Source organism: Mameliella sp. CS4 (genome assembly GCF_019392335.1).
In the GTDB taxonomy this organism is placed as follows: domain Bacteria; phylum Pseudomonadota; class Alphaproteobacteria; order Rhodobacterales; family Rhodobacteraceae; genus Antarctobacter.
Window position 1 is genome coordinate 97,915 of sequence record NZ_JAHXRQ010000001.1, and the last position, 17,853, is coordinate 115,767.

At 66.9% G+C, this 17,853-nt stretch carries 16 protein-coding genes; 10 read left to right on the forward strand and 6 right to left on the reverse strand.

The genetic code is table 11. From position 1 onward, the window contains the following. Window positions 1-265: 265 nt before the first annotated feature. Entirely contained in the window at window positions 266-2,134 is a 1,869-nt protein-coding gene (locus KZZ07_RS00530) for a nucleoside-diphosphate sugar epimerase/dehydratase (protein WP_219510184.1), read from the forward strand. A 43-nt stretch (window positions 2,135-2,177) separates the two neighbouring features. On the opposite strand, the gene KZZ07_RS00535 is transcribed toward KZZ07_RS00530, so the two are convergent. Continuing rightward, window positions 2,178-3,020 carry an LOG family protein gene (locus KZZ07_RS00535; protein WP_219510197.1) on the reverse strand — a complete coding sequence of 281 codons (843 nt, stop codon included), beginning with the start codon at window positions 3,018-3,020 and terminating at the stop codon, window positions 2,178-2,180. 110 nt (window positions 3,021-3,130) lie between these two features. On the opposite strand from KZZ07_RS00535, the gene KZZ07_RS00540 reads away from it, so the two are divergent. The 3 genes from KZZ07_RS00540 (at window position 3,131) to KZZ07_RS00550 (ending at window position 6,078) form a co-directional block, all read left to right on the forward strand. Then, window positions 3,131-4,048, forward strand: a complete 918-nt coding sequence (locus tag KZZ07_RS00540; protein WP_219510206.1) for a threonine/serine dehydratase — start codon at window positions 3,131-3,133, stop codon at window positions 4,046-4,048. A 104-nt stretch (window positions 4,049-4,152) separates the two neighbouring features. After that, on the forward strand, window positions 4,153-4,980 hold the full coding sequence (gene dapD / locus KZZ07_RS00545; RefSeq protein ID WP_219510231.1) for a 2,3,4,5-tetrahydropyridine-2,6-dicarboxylate N-succinyltransferase: 828 nt from the start codon (window positions 4,153-4,155) through the stop codon (window positions 4,978-4,980). 66 nt (window positions 4,981-5,046) lie between these two features. After that, complete coding sequence (locus KZZ07_RS00550; protein WP_219510247.1) at window positions 5,047-6,078, forward strand: sodium:calcium antiporter; 1,032 nt, start codon at window positions 5,047-5,049, stop codon at window positions 6,076-6,078. 167 nt (window positions 6,079-6,245) lie between these two features. On the opposite strand, the gene KZZ07_RS00555 is transcribed toward KZZ07_RS00550, so the two are convergent. After that, window positions 6,246-7,490: an AAA family ATPase gene (locus tag KZZ07_RS00555; protein WP_219510256.1), complete on the reverse strand. Its 1,245-nt coding sequence runs from the start codon at window positions 7,488-7,490 to the stop codon at window positions 6,246-6,248. A gap of 291 nt (window positions 7,491-7,781) precedes the next feature. Here KZZ07_RS00555 and KZZ07_RS00560 point away from each other — a divergent pair, with 291 nt between their 5' ends. Next, complete coding sequence (locus KZZ07_RS00560) at window positions 7,782-8,102, forward strand: DUF8846 family protein (RefSeq protein WP_219510258.1); 321 nt, start codon at window positions 7,782-7,784, stop codon at window positions 8,100-8,102. Window positions 8,103-8,183: 81 nt separating this feature from the next. Here the strand turns inward: KZZ07_RS00560 and KZZ07_RS00565 are convergent, their stop codons facing one another. Continuing rightward, complete coding sequence (locus tag KZZ07_RS00565; protein ID WP_219510260.1) at window positions 8,184-9,224, reverse strand: Hint domain-containing protein; 1,041 nt, start codon at window positions 9,222-9,224, stop codon at window positions 8,184-8,186. 116 nt (window positions 9,225-9,340) lie between these two features. On the opposite strand from KZZ07_RS00565, the gene dapE reads away from it, so the two are divergent. The 4 genes from dapE to rnr all read left to right on the forward strand — a co-directional run bounded on the left by dapE (window position 9,341) and on the right by rnr (window position 14,668). Beyond that, on the forward strand, window positions 9,341-10,483 hold the full coding sequence (gene dapE / locus KZZ07_RS00570) for a succinyl-diaminopimelate desuccinylase (protein WP_219510291.1): 1,143 nt from the start codon (window positions 9,341-9,343) through the stop codon (window positions 10,481-10,483). A gap of 8 nt (window positions 10,484-10,491) precedes the next feature. Next, window positions 10,492-11,076 carry a TIGR04282 family arsenosugar biosynthesis glycosyltransferase gene (locus tag KZZ07_RS00575; protein WP_219510299.1) on the forward strand — a complete coding sequence of 195 codons (585 nt, stop codon included), beginning with the start codon at window positions 10,492-10,494 and terminating at the stop codon, window positions 11,074-11,076. Between the two features lie 136 nt (window positions 11,077-11,212). Further along, complete coding sequence (locus KZZ07_RS00580; RefSeq protein WP_219510301.1) at window positions 11,213-12,295, forward strand: hypothetical protein; 1,083 nt, start codon at window positions 11,213-11,215, stop codon at window positions 12,293-12,295. A gap of 75 nt (window positions 12,296-12,370) precedes the next feature. Next, window positions 12,371-14,668 (forward strand): ribonuclease R, encoded by a 2,298-nt coding sequence (gene rnr, locus KZZ07_RS00585; protein WP_219510316.1) that lies wholly within the window; start codon window positions 12,371-12,373, stop codon window positions 14,666-14,668. On the opposite strand, the gene KZZ07_RS00590 is transcribed toward rnr, so the two are convergent. Then, the gene (locus KZZ07_RS00590) at window positions 14,665-15,099 is read right to left on the reverse strand and encodes a glutathione S-transferase family protein (protein WP_219510318.1); all 435 of its coding nucleotides are present in this window, start codon (window positions 15,097-15,099) and stop codon (window positions 14,665-14,667) included. The genes rnr and KZZ07_RS00590 overlap by 4 nt on opposite strands. A 79-nt stretch (window positions 15,100-15,178) precedes the next feature. On the opposite strand from KZZ07_RS00590, the gene KZZ07_RS00595 reads away from it, so the two are divergent. Beyond that, window positions 15,179-16,648, forward strand: coding sequence for a lytic murein transglycosylase (locus tag KZZ07_RS00595; RefSeq protein WP_255564084.1), 1,470 nt, complete (start codon window positions 15,179-15,181; stop codon window positions 16,646-16,648). Window positions 16,649-16,658: 10 nt separating this feature from the next. On the opposite strand, the gene KZZ07_RS00600 is transcribed toward KZZ07_RS00595, so the two are convergent. Continuing rightward, a complete protein-coding gene (locus tag KZZ07_RS00600) occupies window positions 16,659-17,144 on the reverse strand; it encodes a hypothetical protein (protein WP_219510320.1) in 486 nt (161 codons plus the stop codon). After that, window positions 17,144-17,638, reverse strand: coding sequence for an RNA pyrophosphohydrolase (locus KZZ07_RS00605; protein WP_219512225.1), 495 nt, complete (start codon window positions 17,636-17,638; stop codon window positions 17,144-17,146). Before KZZ07_RS00605 ends, KZZ07_RS00600 begins: the two co-directional genes overlap by 1 nt. Window positions 17,639-17,853: the final 215 nt, after the last annotated feature.

The following is a 17,853-nucleotide window of genomic DNA, read 5'->3' on the forward strand; positions in this document are numbered from 1 at the left end:
TGGCGTCACAAACGCCACAGAACCGCGCAAAGGACCGCCAAACCGGCCGGAACGCGCCCAATAATTCGGCAAGCGGGACAGGAGATAATCCGCCGGTACTCGCAACTGCAGAAATAAGCAGCTTGCCTGTTTGGCGTTCCGTAACCTAAGAGTTGAAAAAACGGAGCACTCGCAGCAGGCGAAACGGCCCACCGCGACACACGTCGATTTCCGGTCGCCGCTAGGGTATAAGCTTCACACGGCCATCAGCGAGGGACAGGGCTGAATGTTCTACAAGATCGTGACGGCATTGTCCCGGGCGCAAAAGCAGGCGCTCTTCATCCTGATGGATGCGATTGTCGTCCCGCTTGCCATGTTCGCCGCCCTGGTCCTGGCCGCAACCGTCACTCCCGACAGTACGACTGTCTCGGCCCTCTTGCCGTCGGTGCTGATCCTGAATGTCACGGCCGTGGGCCTGGGCTGGTGGCTGGGGCTGACGCGGATCACCCTCAATGCCTATGAAATGCGTGGCGTCATCCGCACCGCGACCTACGCCGGCCTGCTGGCCACCCTGGGCCTTGTCCTGAACGCCGCGATGGGCACCGGCCTGCCCCTGGGCGCCTTCGTCATCTTCGGCCTGCTGCTTCTGGTCATGTCGGCCACATGGCGCATTGCCCTGCGCCAGTTCACGCTGCACGTCTATCGCCACGGCAAGGACCGGATGCGGGTGCTGATCTACGGCGCCGGGCAGACCGGGCAGCAACTGGTTGCCGCGCTACGCCACGACGAGGCGATCCTGCCGGTCGCCTTCATCGACGACAATCCGACCCTGCAAAGCCTCATGGTCTCGGGCCTGCGCGTGCACGCCCCCTCCAGCCTCAAGAAGCTGGTGCTGGAAAAGGACATCGACCGCGTCGTGCTGGCCATGCCCTCGATCAGCCAGCCCGCCATCGCCCGCATCGCACATAAACTGCGCCACATCGGCTGCGAGGTGCACGCCCTGCCGTCCTTTGCCGCGATGGTCGGCGAGGGCGAGATCCGCAAGCAGGTCAGCCCGGTCTCGATCCAGGACCTGCTGGGCCGCAGCCGGCTGGAAAGCGAACTGCCCGGCGTCAGCCATGTTTATTCCGGCCGCCGCATCCTGGTCTCCGGCGCGGGCGGCTCGATCGGGTCCGAGCTGTGCCGCCAGTTGATCGCCTGCAAACCGGCCTGCGTGGTGCTGGTCGATCACTCGGAACTGGCGCTCTACAACATCGACAAGGAACTGCGCGACATTGGCGACGGGATGCACATCGTCCCCGTTCTGGCCTCGGTGCTGGACGAACAGCTGATGCGCGACGTCCTGATCGAACACGACATCGACGTGGTCCTGCACGCCGCCGCCTACAAACATCTGCCGCTGGTGGAAAAGAACGTCATGGCGGGGCTGCGCAACAACGTGCTGGGCACCAAGGTGCTGGCAGAGGCATCGCGCGCTGCCGGGGTCGACCGGTTCATCCTGGTCTCGACCGACAAGGCCGTGCGTCCCACCAACGTCATGGGCGCGTCCAAGCGGTTGGCCGAACTGGTCATCCAGGATTTGGCCGCCCGCACCCCCGGCACCCGCTTCTCGATGGTGCGCTTCGGAAACGTGCTGGGGTCCTCGGGGTCCGTCATCCCGCTGTTCGAGGAACAGATTGCCCGCGGCGGCCCCTTGACCCTGACCGATCCGCAGGTGACGCGCTACTTCATGACGATCTCCGAAGCCGCGCGCCTTGTCCTTCTGGCCGGGTCCTTTGCCCGCGGTGGCGACGTCTTCGTTCTGGATATGGGCGATCCCGTCCCGATCCGCAAACTGGCGCAACAGATGATCGAAGGCGCCGGGTTCTCCGTGCGCGACGAGGCCAACCCAAATGGCGACATCGAAATCAAGATCACCGGCCTGCGCCCGGGTGAGAAACTGCACGAAGAGCTGCTGATCTCGCCCGACATGCTGACCACGCCGCACACCAAGATCCTGCGCGCGCAGGAAAGCTTTCTCTCGGAATTCGAGATGGCCACCGCGCTCAAGGACCTGCGCCAGGCCATCGAGTCCTACGACGAAAACGCCGCCCGCGCTGTCATCCTGCGCTGGGTGGAACAGGCAGAGCTGGACGAAGCCGCACAGTCGGTCTGAGCGGTCCGGGAGGGGCTGTCAGGTCCGCCCCGTCCCGTTCACTTCAGCGGTCCGGAATGCCCGTCCGCGCGTCCAACGGCCCCCAGGTCTCGACGATCTCCATCGCTTCGGCGGCACTCTCGACGTAGCGGAACAGGTCCAGGTCCTCGCGACTGATCGTGCCGGCATCGGCCAGCGCGTCCCAGTTGATGATCCGTTCCCAGAACTCGCGCCCGAAGAGCAGCATCGGCACTCGTTGCATCCGTCCCGTCTGGATCAGGGTCAGGGTCTCGAACAGCTCGTCCAGCGTGCCAAAGCCGCCGGGAAAGACGCAGATCGCCTTGGCCCGCATCAGGAAGTGCATCTTGCGGATGGCGAAATAGTGAAAATTGAAGGCCAGCTCTGGCGTGACATAGGGGTTCGGCGCCTGCTCGTGCGGCAGCACGATGTTAAGCCCGACGGAAACGCCGCCCTCTTCATGGGCGCCCAGGTTGCCCGCCTCCATCACGCCGGGCCCGCCGCCGGTGCAGACGACGTATTCGCGGTTGCCGCTGGCCTTGGACTTGCGCGTCATCAGCCGCGAAAACTCGCGCGCCTCGTCGTAAAAGCGGGACAGGTCCGCCAATGTCTGCGTGCGCGCCTTGTCCTTGTCCGCGGGCGCCGGGATGCGCGCACCGCCGAACAGCACCACGGTCGAGTCGATCTGGTACTGATCCATCAGCATCTCGAACTTCAGCAGTTCCAGTTGCAGACGCACGGGGCGCAATTCCTCCTGGCCCATGAAATCCACGTCCGCAAAGGCCAGCCGGTAGCTGGGCGATTGCGTCTGCGGGGTCTGCGGGACGTGCTCGGCCGCGCTCCGGTCGAGGTTGGCGTCGCGCAGCGGGCTGCGGCGGTCTTCTTTCATGTCGCGGCTCCTTGTTCGCCTCTTCTCAGGACTATAGCCTGCGCGACCGAAGCGCCAGTTGCCGCGTGCCCGGGTGGCCCGGCGACGCGCACTGCCGCAGGAGACCGCACATGGACTGGACATCGGAAATCGAAAACGCCGCCGGCAGGATCGCGGGCTACGCGGTCCGGACCCCGGTCATGCACAGCGACGCCCTGTGGGATCGCGACATTGGCCTGAAACTGGAACAGTGCCAGCACACCGGCAGTTTCAAGGCGCGCGGTGCGTTCAACACCCTGCGCGCCTCGGATGTGCCGTCGGGCGGGGTCGTTGCGGCCTCGGGCGGCAACCACGGCGCGGCGGTGGCCTTTGCGGCGCATAGGCTGGGCCATCGGGCGCGCATCTTCGTCCCCGAAATCGCCGGTCCGGCCAAGATCGCCCTGATCGAGCGCACCGGCGCCGAGCTGACCGTGGTGCCCGGCGAATACGCCGACGCGCTGGACATGGCGCGCCGCTATGAGGCGGAACAGGGCGCCATGCAGATCCACGCCTACGACGCGCCGCTGACCGTTGCGGGCCAGGGCACGCTATTGCGAGAGTGGGAGGCGCAGGGGCTGGAGGCCGACACGGTTCTGATCGCCGTCGGCGGTGGCGGGCTGATTGCGGGCGCACTGGCCTGGGCACAGGGCGCCCGCAAGATCGTTGCGGTGGAACCCGTGCCCTGCAATGCGCTGGAGGCCGCGCGGAAAGCGGGCCACCCCGTGGACGTGGCGGTGTCCGGTGTCGCGGCCAACGCGCTGGGCGCGCGGCGTATCGGCGAAATCTGTTTCGACCTCGTCCAACAGTTCGACACACCCGTCGTCACCGTCCCCGATGCCGCCATTCTCGACTCCCAAGCCGCGCTCTGGCAGGCGCACCGCCTGCTGGTGGAACCGGCCGGCGCCACGGCACTCGCCGCCCTGCGTTGCGGTGCCTATGTGCCGGAACCGGGCGAACGGGTGGCGGTGCTGCTCTGCGGCGGCAACATCGCGCCCGACCCGCTGGGCTGACCAGGCATCGCACCGCCCTGCCCTTGCGGCAGCAGTTAGGATTGTCCCACCCGGGCAAGGCCGCTATAGGGCTTCGGAACAATATTACGTGGGGAGAGGACCGCATGTCCAACGCACAACTTGAAACGGCCATCGAGGCAGCCTGGGAAAACCGGGCCGAGATCACGCCCTCGACCGGCGGCGAAACCCGCGAGGCGATCGAGGACACGCTGAACGCGCTCGACTCGGGCCGCCTGCGCGTCGCCGAACGCCAGGACAATGGCGACTGGCACGTCAACCAATGGGCCAAGAAGGCCGTGCTGCTGGGCTTCCGCCTCAAGGACATGGAACAGCAGGACGGCGGTCCGCAGGGCGGTCACTGGTGGGACAAGGTCGACAGCAAGTTCAAGGGCTGGGGCGACAACGAATGGAAAGCCGGCGGCTTCCGCGCGGTCCCCAATGCCATTGTCCGCAAGTCCGCCTTCATCGCGCCCGGCGTGGTGCTGATGCCCTCTTTCGTGAACCTCGGCGCCTATGTCGATGAGGGCACGATGGTCGACACCTGGGCCACCGTCGGCTCTTGCGCGCAGATCGGCAAGAACGTGCACCTGTCGGGCGGCGTCGGTATCGGTGGCGTGCTGGAACCGATGCAGGCCGGCCCCACCATCATCGAGGACAACTGCTTTATCGGCGCGCGCTCCGAGGTGGTCGAAGGCTGCATCGTCCGCGAAGGATCGGTCCTGGGCATGGGCGTCTTCATCGGCCAGTCCACCAAGATCGTCGACCGCGAAACGGGCGAGGTCTTCATGGGTGAGGTGCCGCCCTATTCGGTGGTGGTCGCCGGCTCGATGCCGACCAAGAACAACCTCAACCTCTACTGCGCCGTGATCGTGAAGCGCGTCGACGAGCGGACACGCTCCAAGACAGGCATCAACGAACTGCTCCGCGACTGATCGCGGAACTTCGAACAGCCGGGCGGGTTCCAGACGCATGACCTCTACGCCAGTCCCCCGCCCGGCATGATCGCCAGCCTCTCTCTCCTGCCGCTGCTGGCGGTCTTTGCCGGGGCGGCGGCGGTCCTCGTGATCACCGCCATCCGCGCAACGGACCTGGCCGACATCCTGGCCGACCGTACCCGCATGGGCGAGGCGCTGGTGGGCGCGGTCCTGCTTGGCGCGGCCACCTCTCTGGCGGGCACCATCGTCTCGATCAACGCGGCCGCCTCGGGCGATGCCTCATTCGCCTTTTCCAATGCCGTCGGCGGAATCGCGGCGCAGACACTGTTCCTTGCGCTGGCCGACGCAACCTATCGCAAGGCCAACCTCGAACATGCCGCCGCCGAACCGGCCAACCTGTTCCAGTCGGTGCTGCTGATCCTGCTGCTCTGCCTGCCGCTGGCCGCCATCGCCGGACCGGATATCAGCTTTTGGGGCATCCACCCGGCCTCGCCCCTGCTGGTCATGGTCTACCTCGGCGGGCTGCACCTGACGACGCGCCTGCGCCAAAAGCCCATGTGGCAGCCGGTCCAGACCCCCGAAACCCGCACCGACACGCCTGAGGACACCAGCGAACCGCACCGATCGGCCCTGAGACCGGCCCTGGGTTTTGCGCTGCTTGTCGCGGTCATGGGGCTCTGTGGCTGGGTCATCAGCCAGGTCGGCGGGACGCTGATCTCGCGCTTCGGGCTTGGGTCCACGTTGGTGGGGGCGCTGGTCACCGCCGTTGTCACCTCGATGCCGGAACTGGTCACGACGCTGGCCGCCACCCGGCGCGGGGCGCTGCAACTGGCCGTTGGCGGGATCATCGGGGGCAACACCTTCGACACCCTGTTCCTGGTCTTTGCCGATACGGCCTACCGAGAGGGATCGCTTTATCACGCGGTGGGGACGCAGGATCTCTACTGGCTGGTGACGGGGCAGATGATGACCGCCGTCCTGCTGGCCGGGTTGATCCTGCGGCAACGTCACGGCCCGGCACGGATCGGGTTGGAGAGCCTTCTGCTGATCCTGATCTATGGCGGGGCGGTGGCGCTGGCGGTGGTCAGCGGTTGAGGCTTTGGCTTGGCCGAAAGGGTCACAGGAAAATACATCGGAGCCTGTCGCCTACGCGCAATCAAGGCCAAAGGCCGCCGCGCGTCGCCTATGCACGGTTCATCCCTGTTGCCCCAAAGGGAGTATCCAATCTGTTCCAGGCAAGGGCGCATCCCGCGCCCCTGCCCTCACTCCGCCGCCAGCCGCTCCGCCCCCGGCGCCGCCAGCAGCCCTTTCGCCGAAGAGGCCGCGACCGGGTCCTGTGCGTGGCTCAACAGCCAGCCCTGCAAGGCCGCCGGCGTCACCCGGCGCGTGCCCAGCGCATCGGCAAACCGCTCTGCTAGTGCCTCTTCGCCGGGAAAGAACCGACGGAACAGGTCAGCCGCCACCGAGGCCGGAACCGGCCCCAGTTCAAGGTGCACATCCGCCCGCCCCGGCCGGATCAGCGCCGGGTCCAGCCGCTCGGGGTGGTTGGTGGTCATGACCAGCACCCGCCCTTCCTGTGCCGCCACCCCGTCGATGGCGTTCAGAAGCCCGGAAAAGCTGATGCCCGAACGCGCCTCGCCCTGCCCGCGTCCGGCAAAGCTGGCGTCGATGTCCTCCAGCACCAGAAAAGCGCCCTTGGGGGCCGAGGCCAACCCGCTGCGCAGGTCCTCGTCGGTCAATCCCGCGCTGGCCAGGCTCACGCTGGCAAGGTCCTTGCCCAGGTCACTGGCCAGCGCCCGAATCACGCTGGACTTGCCCGTGCCCGGCGGACCGTACAGCAGGTAACCCCGCCGCCAGGGCACGCCACGCGTCCGGTACCAGTCCTCGTTTTCATAGAACCAGGCCATGTCGTCGCGCAGCCGCTCGATCCGGTCGTCCTCGGCCAGGATCGTCTCCAGCGCCCGGCGCGGCATCTCGCAGACATGGTCCCACCAGTCGCCACGCAGAACATGCAGGATCGGCGCGCGCTCTTCCTCGGCAGCGCACATCGCGGCCCCTTCATCGACCCAGCCGCGCAGCACCTCGGAGCGCCCGAACAGCATGGTCACGGTCAGGACCTCCATCGGGCCGCCATCGCCACCGACACGGGTCTTTTCACGCAGGGACCGCTCGAACGAACACAGCCGCCCGCCATGCAGGAACCAGTGGCGCCCTTCCGCAGGGGCAAATATCTCGGCCCGGCCCGCGCGGACACCTGTCGCCTGCACCTGCCGGATGCGCCGCAGCACGCCCTTGCGGTCCAGCCAGACATAGAGATGCCGGTAGGCCTCGGACCGGTTGTCGACGGTCAGCGACACCGCCCAGCGGCGCCGCGCCTGCGCGCGGGCCATGCCATAGACCATGCGCAGGATGCCGATCGCGGCCCCGAAGGCGCCCAGCGCCAGGCCACCGGCAAAGAAATCGCTGCCCACCGCCCGGGTGAGCATCTCTGTCAGGAAATTGTCCATTGGATCATCGGCGCAATACACGCCGCTCTTGGAAAATCAGCCCCGCGCAGGGGCATTCGGGTCTTAAAGGATCTGGCCCGTGAGGGCGTCTGGCATGTCGATTGTCACAGGCGCCCTCCTTTCCGTCGAGGTGTTTCGGATGCGCCCTGATACCGCCGCCCCGCGATTCGGGCCAAGTGAGGTTTTCCTGACGCCCCGGGCCGCCGTGGCCGGAATGCCACACGCCTCACCTTGACAGCCCGCCCGCAAAGGCACATCCCACGGCGCGTGACGGCACGAAGGAGCGCGGAAATGGCGGGCAAGAAACCGCAACTGGTCTACACCCTGCTGGTCGAGGTCGGCCGCAAGTCCGGCGACGGGCTGCCCGGCAAGGCCACAGGCGCGGCGCTCATGTGCTATGCCTCCGGCGTGGACGAGGCCGAGGCCGTGCGTGAGACCGTCGCCATCCTGAAACAAGCGGACATGGCGCCGCTGGACGTCACCGGCTACGGCACCCGCGAGGAACGCGAGGCGCAGGGCCACGAGATCGACGACGACGAAGCGGCACTGATGGATCGCGCGCTGGCGGAAAACGCGGTGATCGTGGCGCAGGTCTCGCCCTTCTTCGACTAGGGCAAGCGGCTTTGAAGCCGCTTGAAACGCGCCGCACGGCGCGTTCACAAGGCCCTTCGAAGGGCCTTGAACACCCTCGGTTCAGGCCGCGCGTGCCTCGGCCAGTGTGATCGCCTCGAAAGGCGCCAGCACTTTCAGCGCTCTGCCGCCATGTTCCGGCATCAGCCCCGGCGGCACCTCCGCCAGCAGGGTTTCGCTTAGAACCGCGCGGTGCCGCCGCAGCCTCCCGATGTAGAGGCTCTCGATCCCCCCGCCCTCGGAGACCAGCGCCTCGGCTCCCGGCAACAGCAGCTGGTGCCATGTGACCAGCGGCCCCATGTCCTCGAAGACAGCCGCACGCCCGTTCACCAGCGCCGAGGCGGGCACAAGCACCGCTTCGCAGCCAAAGAGATAGGCAACATCCGCGCCAGAAACGACCAGGCTCTGGCCCGGCGCCACAACCAGATCCGCGCGCAGCCCGAAACAAGGCGCCCGCAGGCGCACCGGGCGGAACGAGCCCCGCGCCGGAACGTTGCGCGCCAGATGCGCCAGCACCGGCACCACCGCCCCGCCCCGCGTCAGCACCGTGTCTCCACAACGCAGGTCCGATACGGGCCGCGCGCCCTGCGGCGTCTCGACCAGTGTCGCCGCATCCAGCGTCGGCATCGGCCCCAGCGGTTCGACCGCCTCGCTGAACGCGCAGAGCGGCAGCCCTTGACCATTCAGGGCCTGCGCATCTGCCGCCAGCAACGGCGGCGGCGCCGCAACCTCGCGCAGCGCCAGCAGCGTTCCGTCCGTGCGCTCCGCCGCAAACCGCCCGCGCCGCGCCGGGCTGTCCCAAGCATAGGTGATCCGCAGGCTGCCTTCGCGGCGGTCCAGGTCCACTGGCAGCACCGCCTGCACAACCCGCGCCCCCTGCGTCACCACCAGCGCCAGTCCCTCGCCCGGCAGGGCCGTCAGCGACAGGCTCCCCGGCCAGGGCGTCTCGCGCTCCAGCGTCAGCAGCCGCTCGGGCCGGGTCGCGCCCGTGACCGGGATCTCGACCATCAGTGTCCCGCGCGGCACCAGGCGCCCGGGCGCGCTGTCTGCCCAGTTGGGCCGCAGCCAGCGCCCACCTTTATCCGCCACAGCAATCCAGCCCATGCTGCCTCTCTTTTCCCCGCATGGATCATGCCCTAGCACGCCCACCCCTCCCGCGCCATTTGCCAAGCGCCGCAGGGCGGGGTAGCCCTGTGCCACGTCACACCAAGGAGCCGCCGATGACCACCGATCCGGTCGATCTCACCGCCCGCCTCGTGCAATGCCCCTCTGTCACGCCGGAAGAGGGCGGCGCCCTTGTCCTGTTGCAGGACCTGCTGGAAGGCGCGGGCTTTGCCTGCACCCGTGTCGATCGCGGCGGCGTATCCAATCTCTTTGCCCGCTGGGGCGACAAGAGCCACGCCCGCAGTTTCGGCTTTAACGGGCATACCGACGTGGTGCCCATCGGCAACCCCGACGACTGGACCCACGCCCCTTTCGGCGCCGAGATCGAGGACGGGTTCCTCTTTGGCCGGGGCGCCACGGACATGAAATCCGGCGTCGCCGCCTTTGCCGCCGCCGCCATCGACTATGTCACCGACACCCCGCCGGACGGCGCCCTGATCCTGGCCATCACCGGCGATGAAGAGGGCGATGCCGTGGACGGAACCACCGCCCTGCTCGACTGGATGTCCGACAACAACGAAAAGATGAGCGTCTGCATCGTCGGCGAACCCACCTGCCCCGACCACATGGGCCAGATGATGAAGATCGGGCGGCGCGGCTCGATGAGCGCCTGGTTCACCGTCACCGGCAAGCAGGGCCATTCCGCCTATCCGCATCGCGCAGTGAACCCGATGCACGCGATGGCGCGGCTGATAGATCGGCTGGCCTCGCATGAACTGGACCGGGGGACAGAGCATTTCGATCCCTCGACGCTGGCCGTCGTCACCGTCGACACCGGCAACCCGGCCACCAACGTGATCCCGGCGCAGACCCGGGGCACGGTCAACATCCGCTTCAACGACACCCACACCGGCGCCACGCTGTCGGATTGGCTAAGGCACGAGGCCGCCAAGGTGGATGCCGAATTCGGCACCTCCACCGAGGTCGACATCAAGATCTCGGGTGAGAGCTTTCTCACCCCACCAGGACCGCTGTCGGACCTCGTCTCGCGTGCCGTGGCGGTCGAGACCAATATCACGCCAGAGATGTCCACCACCGGCGGCACCTCGGACGCGCGTTTCGTCAAGGATCACTGCCCGGTGGTGGAATTCGGGCTGGTGGGTAAGACCATGCACGCGGTCGACGAACGGGTCGAAATCGCCCATGTGCACCAGCTCAAGGCGATCTACACCCGGATGCTGCGCGACTACTTCGCCTGACCGCCGCCATGCAACGCACCCTGATCGTCATGGTCAAGGAACCGCGCCCCGGGCGGGTCAAGACCCGGCTGGCGCGCGAGATCGGCAGTGTGGCCGCCGCCTGGTGGTTCCGGCACCAATGCGCCCGCCTGTTGCGGCGCCTGCGCGATCCGCGCTGGCGGATCATGCTGGCGGTCTCGCCTGACAGCGACGGCATGGCCTCGCGTTGCTGGCCCGAGGACCTCGCCCGCCTGCCACAGGGCAGTGGCGATATCGGCGACCGCATGGCCCGGGCCATGCGCGCCGCGCCCCCCGGCCCGGTCTGCGTGATCGGCGCCGATATTCCCGGCATCACGCGCGCCGCGATCTGGCGGGCCTTCCGCGCCCTGGGCGGGGCGGAGGTGGTCTTTGGCCCTGCAGAGGATGGCGGGTATTGGCTGGTCGGCGTGCGCAACGCCCGTCAGGTGCCGCAACGGCTCTTCGAAGGCGTCCGCTGGTCCAGCGAACACGCCCTTGCCGATACGGAATATTCCGTGGCGGGTTGCCGCATCGCCCGCATCGACAAGCTGTCCGACGTGGACACGCTGGCCGATCTGACCGCAATGCGCCCCTGAAGCCCGGCCCGAACTGGTTGCGAAAGGCAGGATCATCGGCCTAGATGCCCTAGTGCGTAGGGCGTGACGGCAAAACCGTCCCGGGTATCGCCAGCGACAAACGCCTTGTCCGGCAAGACATTGCAAAGGGCCAGACATGACAAGAGGCTTGATTTCGCTCGGATCACGCAGCCTGGTTTATCTCTTCGCCTTCTTCCCGCTGTTCTATCTCGCCTACAAGTTCCACGTCCCCGATTTCGGCGGCAACGACTATTTCAGATACTACGAGATGTACCTGCACCCCTTGGACTTGCGGGCCACCCAGGAACCCTGGGTCCTGCGCCAGGTCCAGGCGCTGATCGTCAATGCGCTCTACCAGTTGGGCGCCGACTACGAGACAGAAATCGCCTTCGACAGGGCGGGGTACGACCGCAGTATCTTTTTCTCGGCCCTCGTGGTCAATTCCCTGTCGGTGGTCCTGTCGGCGGCTCTCCTGGGGCGGTTCATGGAACGCCGGGCCGGCAAGGCCGATCTGGTGTCCTGGGGCCTGCCCGTCGTGATGGGGTTCAATTTCAGCCTGGTCTTTTTCGCCTTCTCTGGCCTGACCGAGGGGCTGTCGCTGCTGATGTTCACCGTCGCCTACCTGGGCTACCGCGCCGGACACTTCCGAACCACTTCCCTTGTCGTTCTGGTGGCGGCCTTTCAACGCGAGCTTATCCCGCTGATCCTTCTGGGCCTCGTCGCCGTAGATCTGCTGCGCCCCGGCGCGCAGAGCGCCAGACAAGCCAGGCTGGGAGTTCTGGTCTGCGCCACTATCAGCCTCGCCACGAACGTCGCCCTGCGCCTGATCCTCTCGGGCGGAGCGCAGACCAGCCGGGTGTCACCAACCGCGCTGATCGAGGCCTTGTCGGGCCTGTCGCCGCCGGACAGGGCCTTCATCTTCCAGGTTGTCCTGACGCAGAACTTCGCCTTTATCGTCGCCCTGGCGTGGATCATGTTCCGGCTTGCGACCGGGAGGGCGCCACGCACCGGCGGCACCTCCGTCATCGACTTCGGCGTAACCTTTGCCCTGGTGCTGGTTGCCGGGCTCGCCGCCGAGGTGGGGAACAACATCGGGCGCCTGCTGATCTTCTGCTCGCCAAGCCTTGCTCTCATTCTGGCCCGGATCACGCGCGACTGGGCCTCGGTTCAGAACGGAATAAGCTCGCAAGACCCGCCGGCCTCTGGATCCTCGGGATGAAGGCGCAGGCCACGGCATCCGGGCCGCGCATTAAATCGACATGACGCCGCCTTGCGGCCATGCTACGCCATTCCCATGAGCAAGCTGCCCACCAAGGCGGATGTCCTCGACTGGATCTCCGCCAATCCGACCCTCACCTCGAAACGCGACATCGCCAAGGCCTTTGGCATCAAGGGGGCTGACCGGATCGACCTCAAGCGCATCCTGCGCGAGCTGGAGGACGAGGGGCACCTTGAAAAACGCCACAAGACCTACCGCGATCCCGACCGCCTGCCCCCCGTCAGCGTGCTGCAGGTCAAGGCCCCGGACGAGAACGGTGATCTCTTTGCCCGGCCCCTGGAATGGCATGGCGAAGGTGTGGAACCCACGGTCCTCATCATCGCCCGCGCCAATGACCCGGCCCTTGGCGAAGGTGACCGCATCCTGGCCCGGCTGCAGGTGGTGCACCATGCAGATCACAACTACGAGGCCCGCCTGATCCGCCGCATCGGCACCTCGCCCCGCAAGGTGGTGGGCATCTTCCGCAAAGGCGCCGAGGGCGGGCGCATCCTGCCCATCGACAAAGGCTCGGACAAGGAGTGGACGGTGGCGCCCGACGCCTCGGGCGGTGCCCAGGACGGAGAGCTGGTCGAGGCGGAACAGGCCGGGCCCAAGGGCCGCATGGGCCTGCCCAAGGCCCGCATCGTGCTGCGGCTGGGCGATCCCACCGCGCCCCGCGCCGTGTCCCTGATCGCGATCCACCAGCACGGCATTCCCGACGATTTCCCCGAGAATGTCCTCGCCGAGGCCGACAGCATGAAGCCCGTCGGCCTCAAGGGCCGGACCGACCTGCGCGACCTGCCGCTGATCACCATCGACCCTTCCGATGCGCGCGACCATGACGACGCGGTCTTTGCCGAACCGGACGAGGACCCGCAGAACGAGGGCGGACATGTCCTCTGGGTCGCCATCGCCGACGTGGCCCATTACGTCACGCCCGGGTCCGCGCTGGACCGCGAGGCCAAGATGCGCGGCAACTCCTCGTATTTTCCCGACCGTGTGGTTCCTATGCTGCCCGACCGGCTGTCCGGCGATCTCTGCTCGCTGCACGAGGGCGTGCCGCGCGCCTGTATCGCCGCGCGTATCCGCATCGACGCGACCGGCAACAAGCTGGGGCAAAAGTTCTACCGCGCCCTCATGCGCTCGCCCGCCTCGCTGAGTTACCAAGAGGTGCAGGCCGCCATCGACGGTCAGGCCAACGACAAATGCGGCCCTCTGCTGGACCCGGTGCTGAAGCCGCTCTACGCCGCCTATGCCGCCCTGCGCGCCGCTCGCGAACGCCGCCAGCCGCTGGACCTCGACCTGCCGGAACGCAAGATCCGGTTGGATGACGACGGCAAGGTGACCTCGGTCGATTTCGCCGACCGGCTGGACGCTCACAAGCTGATCGAGGAATTCATGGTGCTGGCCAATGTGGCCGCCGCCGAAACCCTGATTGCCAAGGACACGCCGCTGCTGTTCCGCGTCCACGAGGAACCGCCCCAGGACAAGCTGGAGTCCCTGCGCGACACGGCCGAGGCCGCCGGGCTGACCCTGGCCAAGGGGCAGGTGCTGAAAACGCGCCACCTCAACCAGTTGCTGCACCAGGCCGCCAAGACCGGCGAGGCCGAACTGATCAACCTCGCCACGCTGCGGTCGATGACGCAGGCCTATTACAGCCCCAAGAACTTCGGGCACTTTGGGCTGGCGCTGCAGAACTACGCGCATTTCACCTCGCCCATCCGGCGCTATTCGGACCTGATCGTGCACCGCGCCCTGATCACCGCCCACAAGTGGGGCGATGACGGGCTCAACCAGCAGGACATCGAAAAGCTGGAGGCCACGGGCCAGCAGATTTCCGACACCGAACGCCGCTCGATGATGGCTGAGCGCGACACCACCGACCGCTACCTTGCGGCCTACCTGTCCGACCGGCTGGGGGCGGAATTCACCGGTCGCGTGTCCGGCATTGCCAAGTTCGGCCTCTTCGTCAAACTGGACGAAACCGGCGCCGACGGGCTGGTGCCCATCGGCACGCTGGGCAACGAGTATTTCCATTTCGACCGGGACGCCGGCACCCTGATGGGGGGCGACACCGGCCGGGTCATCGGGCTGGGAATGCGCGCGCGGGTCAAGCTGGTCGAGGCGGCGCCCGTCACTGGCGGCATCGCCTTTGAACTGCTGGAACTGGACGACGAGGAATACGAAAGCCGCCAGGGCGGGCGCTTTTCCCGTGGCAAGGGGCGCGGGCGCGGCAAGCCCGGCCCGAACCCGCGCCGCAAGGCGGCCAAGGCCAAGACCAAGGACGCCAAGACAAAGCGCAAGGTGACACGCAAACGCCGCTCAAAGGACTAGAGCGCCAGCGGCAACCCGGCGTAGAGCCGCTCTCGCCCCCGGGCGACGTAGCCCATAAGGCTCTCGCGCGCCCGCAGGTTGGCGCGCAGCGGTGTCTGTACCGGCAGGTGGTCGATCATGCTCGGCACCGGCAACGTGCATGCATCCGCCGCCGAAGGGCCATCGCCGAACAGCCAGTCCCTCTCGCCCAGCTGTACCGTCAGAGCGTCCAGGTCGGCGCTCATCAGGATCAGCCAGCGCAGGATCAGGGTGCTGTCGGGGACGATACCGTCGGGCGTGCGCAAGGCCGGCAGTCTGCCCAGCGGGGCCTTGCACGGGTCAGGGTGCCATTCGGGCCGCCAGGCCTGACCTGACATCTGCAAGAGGATCATCGCCTTGCCGCAATCCATCATGTTCGAAAAACGCACCGCGGAGACGGCGGGAAATTGCATGCCGTGTCGCGGATGGCTTCGCAATCGGGCCCGGGCACGCTAATCTCTTGTAAAACCAAAGAGCAGCAGGACCCGACCCATGATGTGGCGTGCAACAACCGGGCTGATCGCCCTGACCCTGTCGGCCCCGCTGGTGGCGGCAGAGGCGGTCGACGTGTCGCTGCGCCCCGTCGCCCGAGGAGAGCTTGTGACCCGCGTGACCGACCGCGCCATTCCCGACTCTCCCCGGCCCGTGGGTCGTGGCGAGGCCCCCGAGGTCGAGGACCGCCCGCTGATCGTCAACGGCGTGCCCGAGGATGAACTTGAGGTCGTCAGCCGCGCCGCCACGCTGCCCCCCAGCCTGCTGGCCCCGTCCGGCTCGCTGCGCCCCGTCCTGAGGCCAGCGGCGCTGGAAACATTGGCCGCCCATTCCGCCCGGATCACCGGCACGCAGGCCGGGTTTCGCGCCTGGGTGCGCGATTTCCGCCCCCGCGCGCTGGAACAGGGGATCGAACCCGCGGTCTTTGACGCCGCCTTCAAGGGGACAGAGTTCGACCGCAAGGTGGTGGAACGCGACCGCAACCAGTCCGAGTTCACCAAGACGATCTGGGACTACCTCGACAGCGCCGCCTCGGCGACACGCATCCGCAACGGCAAGGCGGCCCTGAAAAAACACCGAAAGCTGCTGGAAAAGATCGAGGCGGACTACGGCGTGCAGAAAGAGGTCGTCGTGGCGATCTGGGGGCTGGAATCCGCCTATGGCACCTTTCGTGGCAGCACCCCGGTGATCGAGGCGATGGCCAGCCTGGCCTATGATGCCCGCCGCGCCGAGTTCTTCGAGGGTGAGCTGATCGACGCGCTGAAGATCCTGCAGGACGGGCACACGACGCAAAAGAACCTGCGCGGCTCCTGGGCCGGGGCGATGGGACACACCCAGTTCATGCCCGGGTCCTTTCAGCGCCTTTCGGTGGATCACGACGGCGACGGCAAGCGCGACATCTGGGGCGACGATCCCGCCGACGCGCTGGCCTCGACCGCCAATTACCTGAAATCCAACGGCTGGAAGACCGGCGTGCCCTGGGGCGTCGAGGTCCAGCTGCCCAAGGGTTTCGACTATATGCAGGCCAAGCGCGAGGTTACGCGCCTGCCCTCGGAATGGGCAGACCTGGGTGTGCTCGATACGGATGGCAAAGCTGTCGGGGATTTCGGGCCTGCCTCGGTGCTGCTGCCCGCTGGCCATTTGGGCGCGGCCTTTCTTGTCTTCGACAATTTCGAGGTGATCGAGACCTACAACACCGCCGACGCCTACGTGATCGGCGTCGGCCACCTGGCCGACCGAATTTCGGGCGGCAAACCGATCCAGGGCAAATGGCCCCGGGGCGACCGCGCTCTGACCTTCAAGGAACGCATAGAGCTGCAACAAAGGCTGACCGCCGCCGGGTTCGACACCGAGGGCATCGACGCCAAGATCGGCCCGCTGACGGTCGAGGCCGTGCGCCAGTACCAGAAGTCACAGGGGCTGGTGCCCGACGGTTATGCCTCGCTGGCGGTGCTAAAGCGCCTGAGATAGTGTGCCTGCTTCAGAACCCGCGTTCCTCGCAGGGGCCACCGGCGAAACAGCTGTGGACCCGGTCCAGCTCACGCCGGTGCGGGTTCGGGTAGAGCCAGCTGCCGCAGGGGTCTGCCTGCAGCACCCGCTTGCCGTTTTCATGCTTGATGAAGGCCAGGTAGCGGGCGCCGCTTTTCGGATGCGCGCACCAGGGACCGAAACAGAGCACCCGCAGGATGACATTCGCCTGGAACACGGTGTCAAATCCGTTCATGTCCAGGGAATGGCCGATGAACTGGGCGCGCAGATCGGTTTGAGGCGGGACCCGGTCCTGCCGGCCCCAGTCGACCTTGGGCAGGCGCCCCTCGTCGAAATCGAGCCGACCGACGGCAATGCCCCAGCGATCGCCCGACTCCTCGGCGGCCTTGAAATCGCGCACCGGGTCCGCCGGGCGGCAGGACAAGGCCAACGCCGGGGAGGCCGCCAGCAGAGACAGCGAGAGGGCCAGCCACCGCATCACAGGTGCGCCCGGAAAGCGTCGACGACCTGTTCGTAGACCGGGCGCTTGAACGGCACGATCTGTTCCACGACCTCATTGGCGGACAGCCAACGCCATTCCGAGAATTCCTGGTGATCGTCCGCGTCCAGCCGCACCTGGTCATCGGTGCCGTGAAAGCGCAGCAGGAACCATTTTTGCTCCTGCCCCTTGTAGCGGCCCTTCCAGATCCTCGGCACGATGTCATGCGGCAGGTCGTAGGCGATCCAGCCCTCGGTTTCCGCCTCGACGGTGACCAGGTCGCGGGTCACGCCGGTTTCCTCTTCCAGTTCGCGCAACGCCGCCTCGCGCGGGTCCTCACCCTTGTCGATGCCGCCCTGCGGCATCTGCCAGGCGGGCGGCTCATGCGGCTGGCGGTCTATGCGCTGGCCGACAAAGGCATGGCCCTGCGCATTGACCAGCATCACGCCGACGTTGCGGCGGTAGGGAAGGGCGGCGATGTCATCGGGGGTCATGGGGCGGGTCTTGCTCACCTTGGGCCTCTTTGTACGTTTTGCCGGAAACCGCGTACGTTTTGTACGAACCGTACAGGATCCGCAGCAACTCCTGCCCCGTCGCGCATACACCAGCCGGGCGCGTTTTCAAAGCCACGGGGCGCACAGCTTGCGCGGCATTCGAAACGAAAACCGGCGGCCAGGTGGCCGCCGGTGTGCTCTTTTCTCAATCAGGA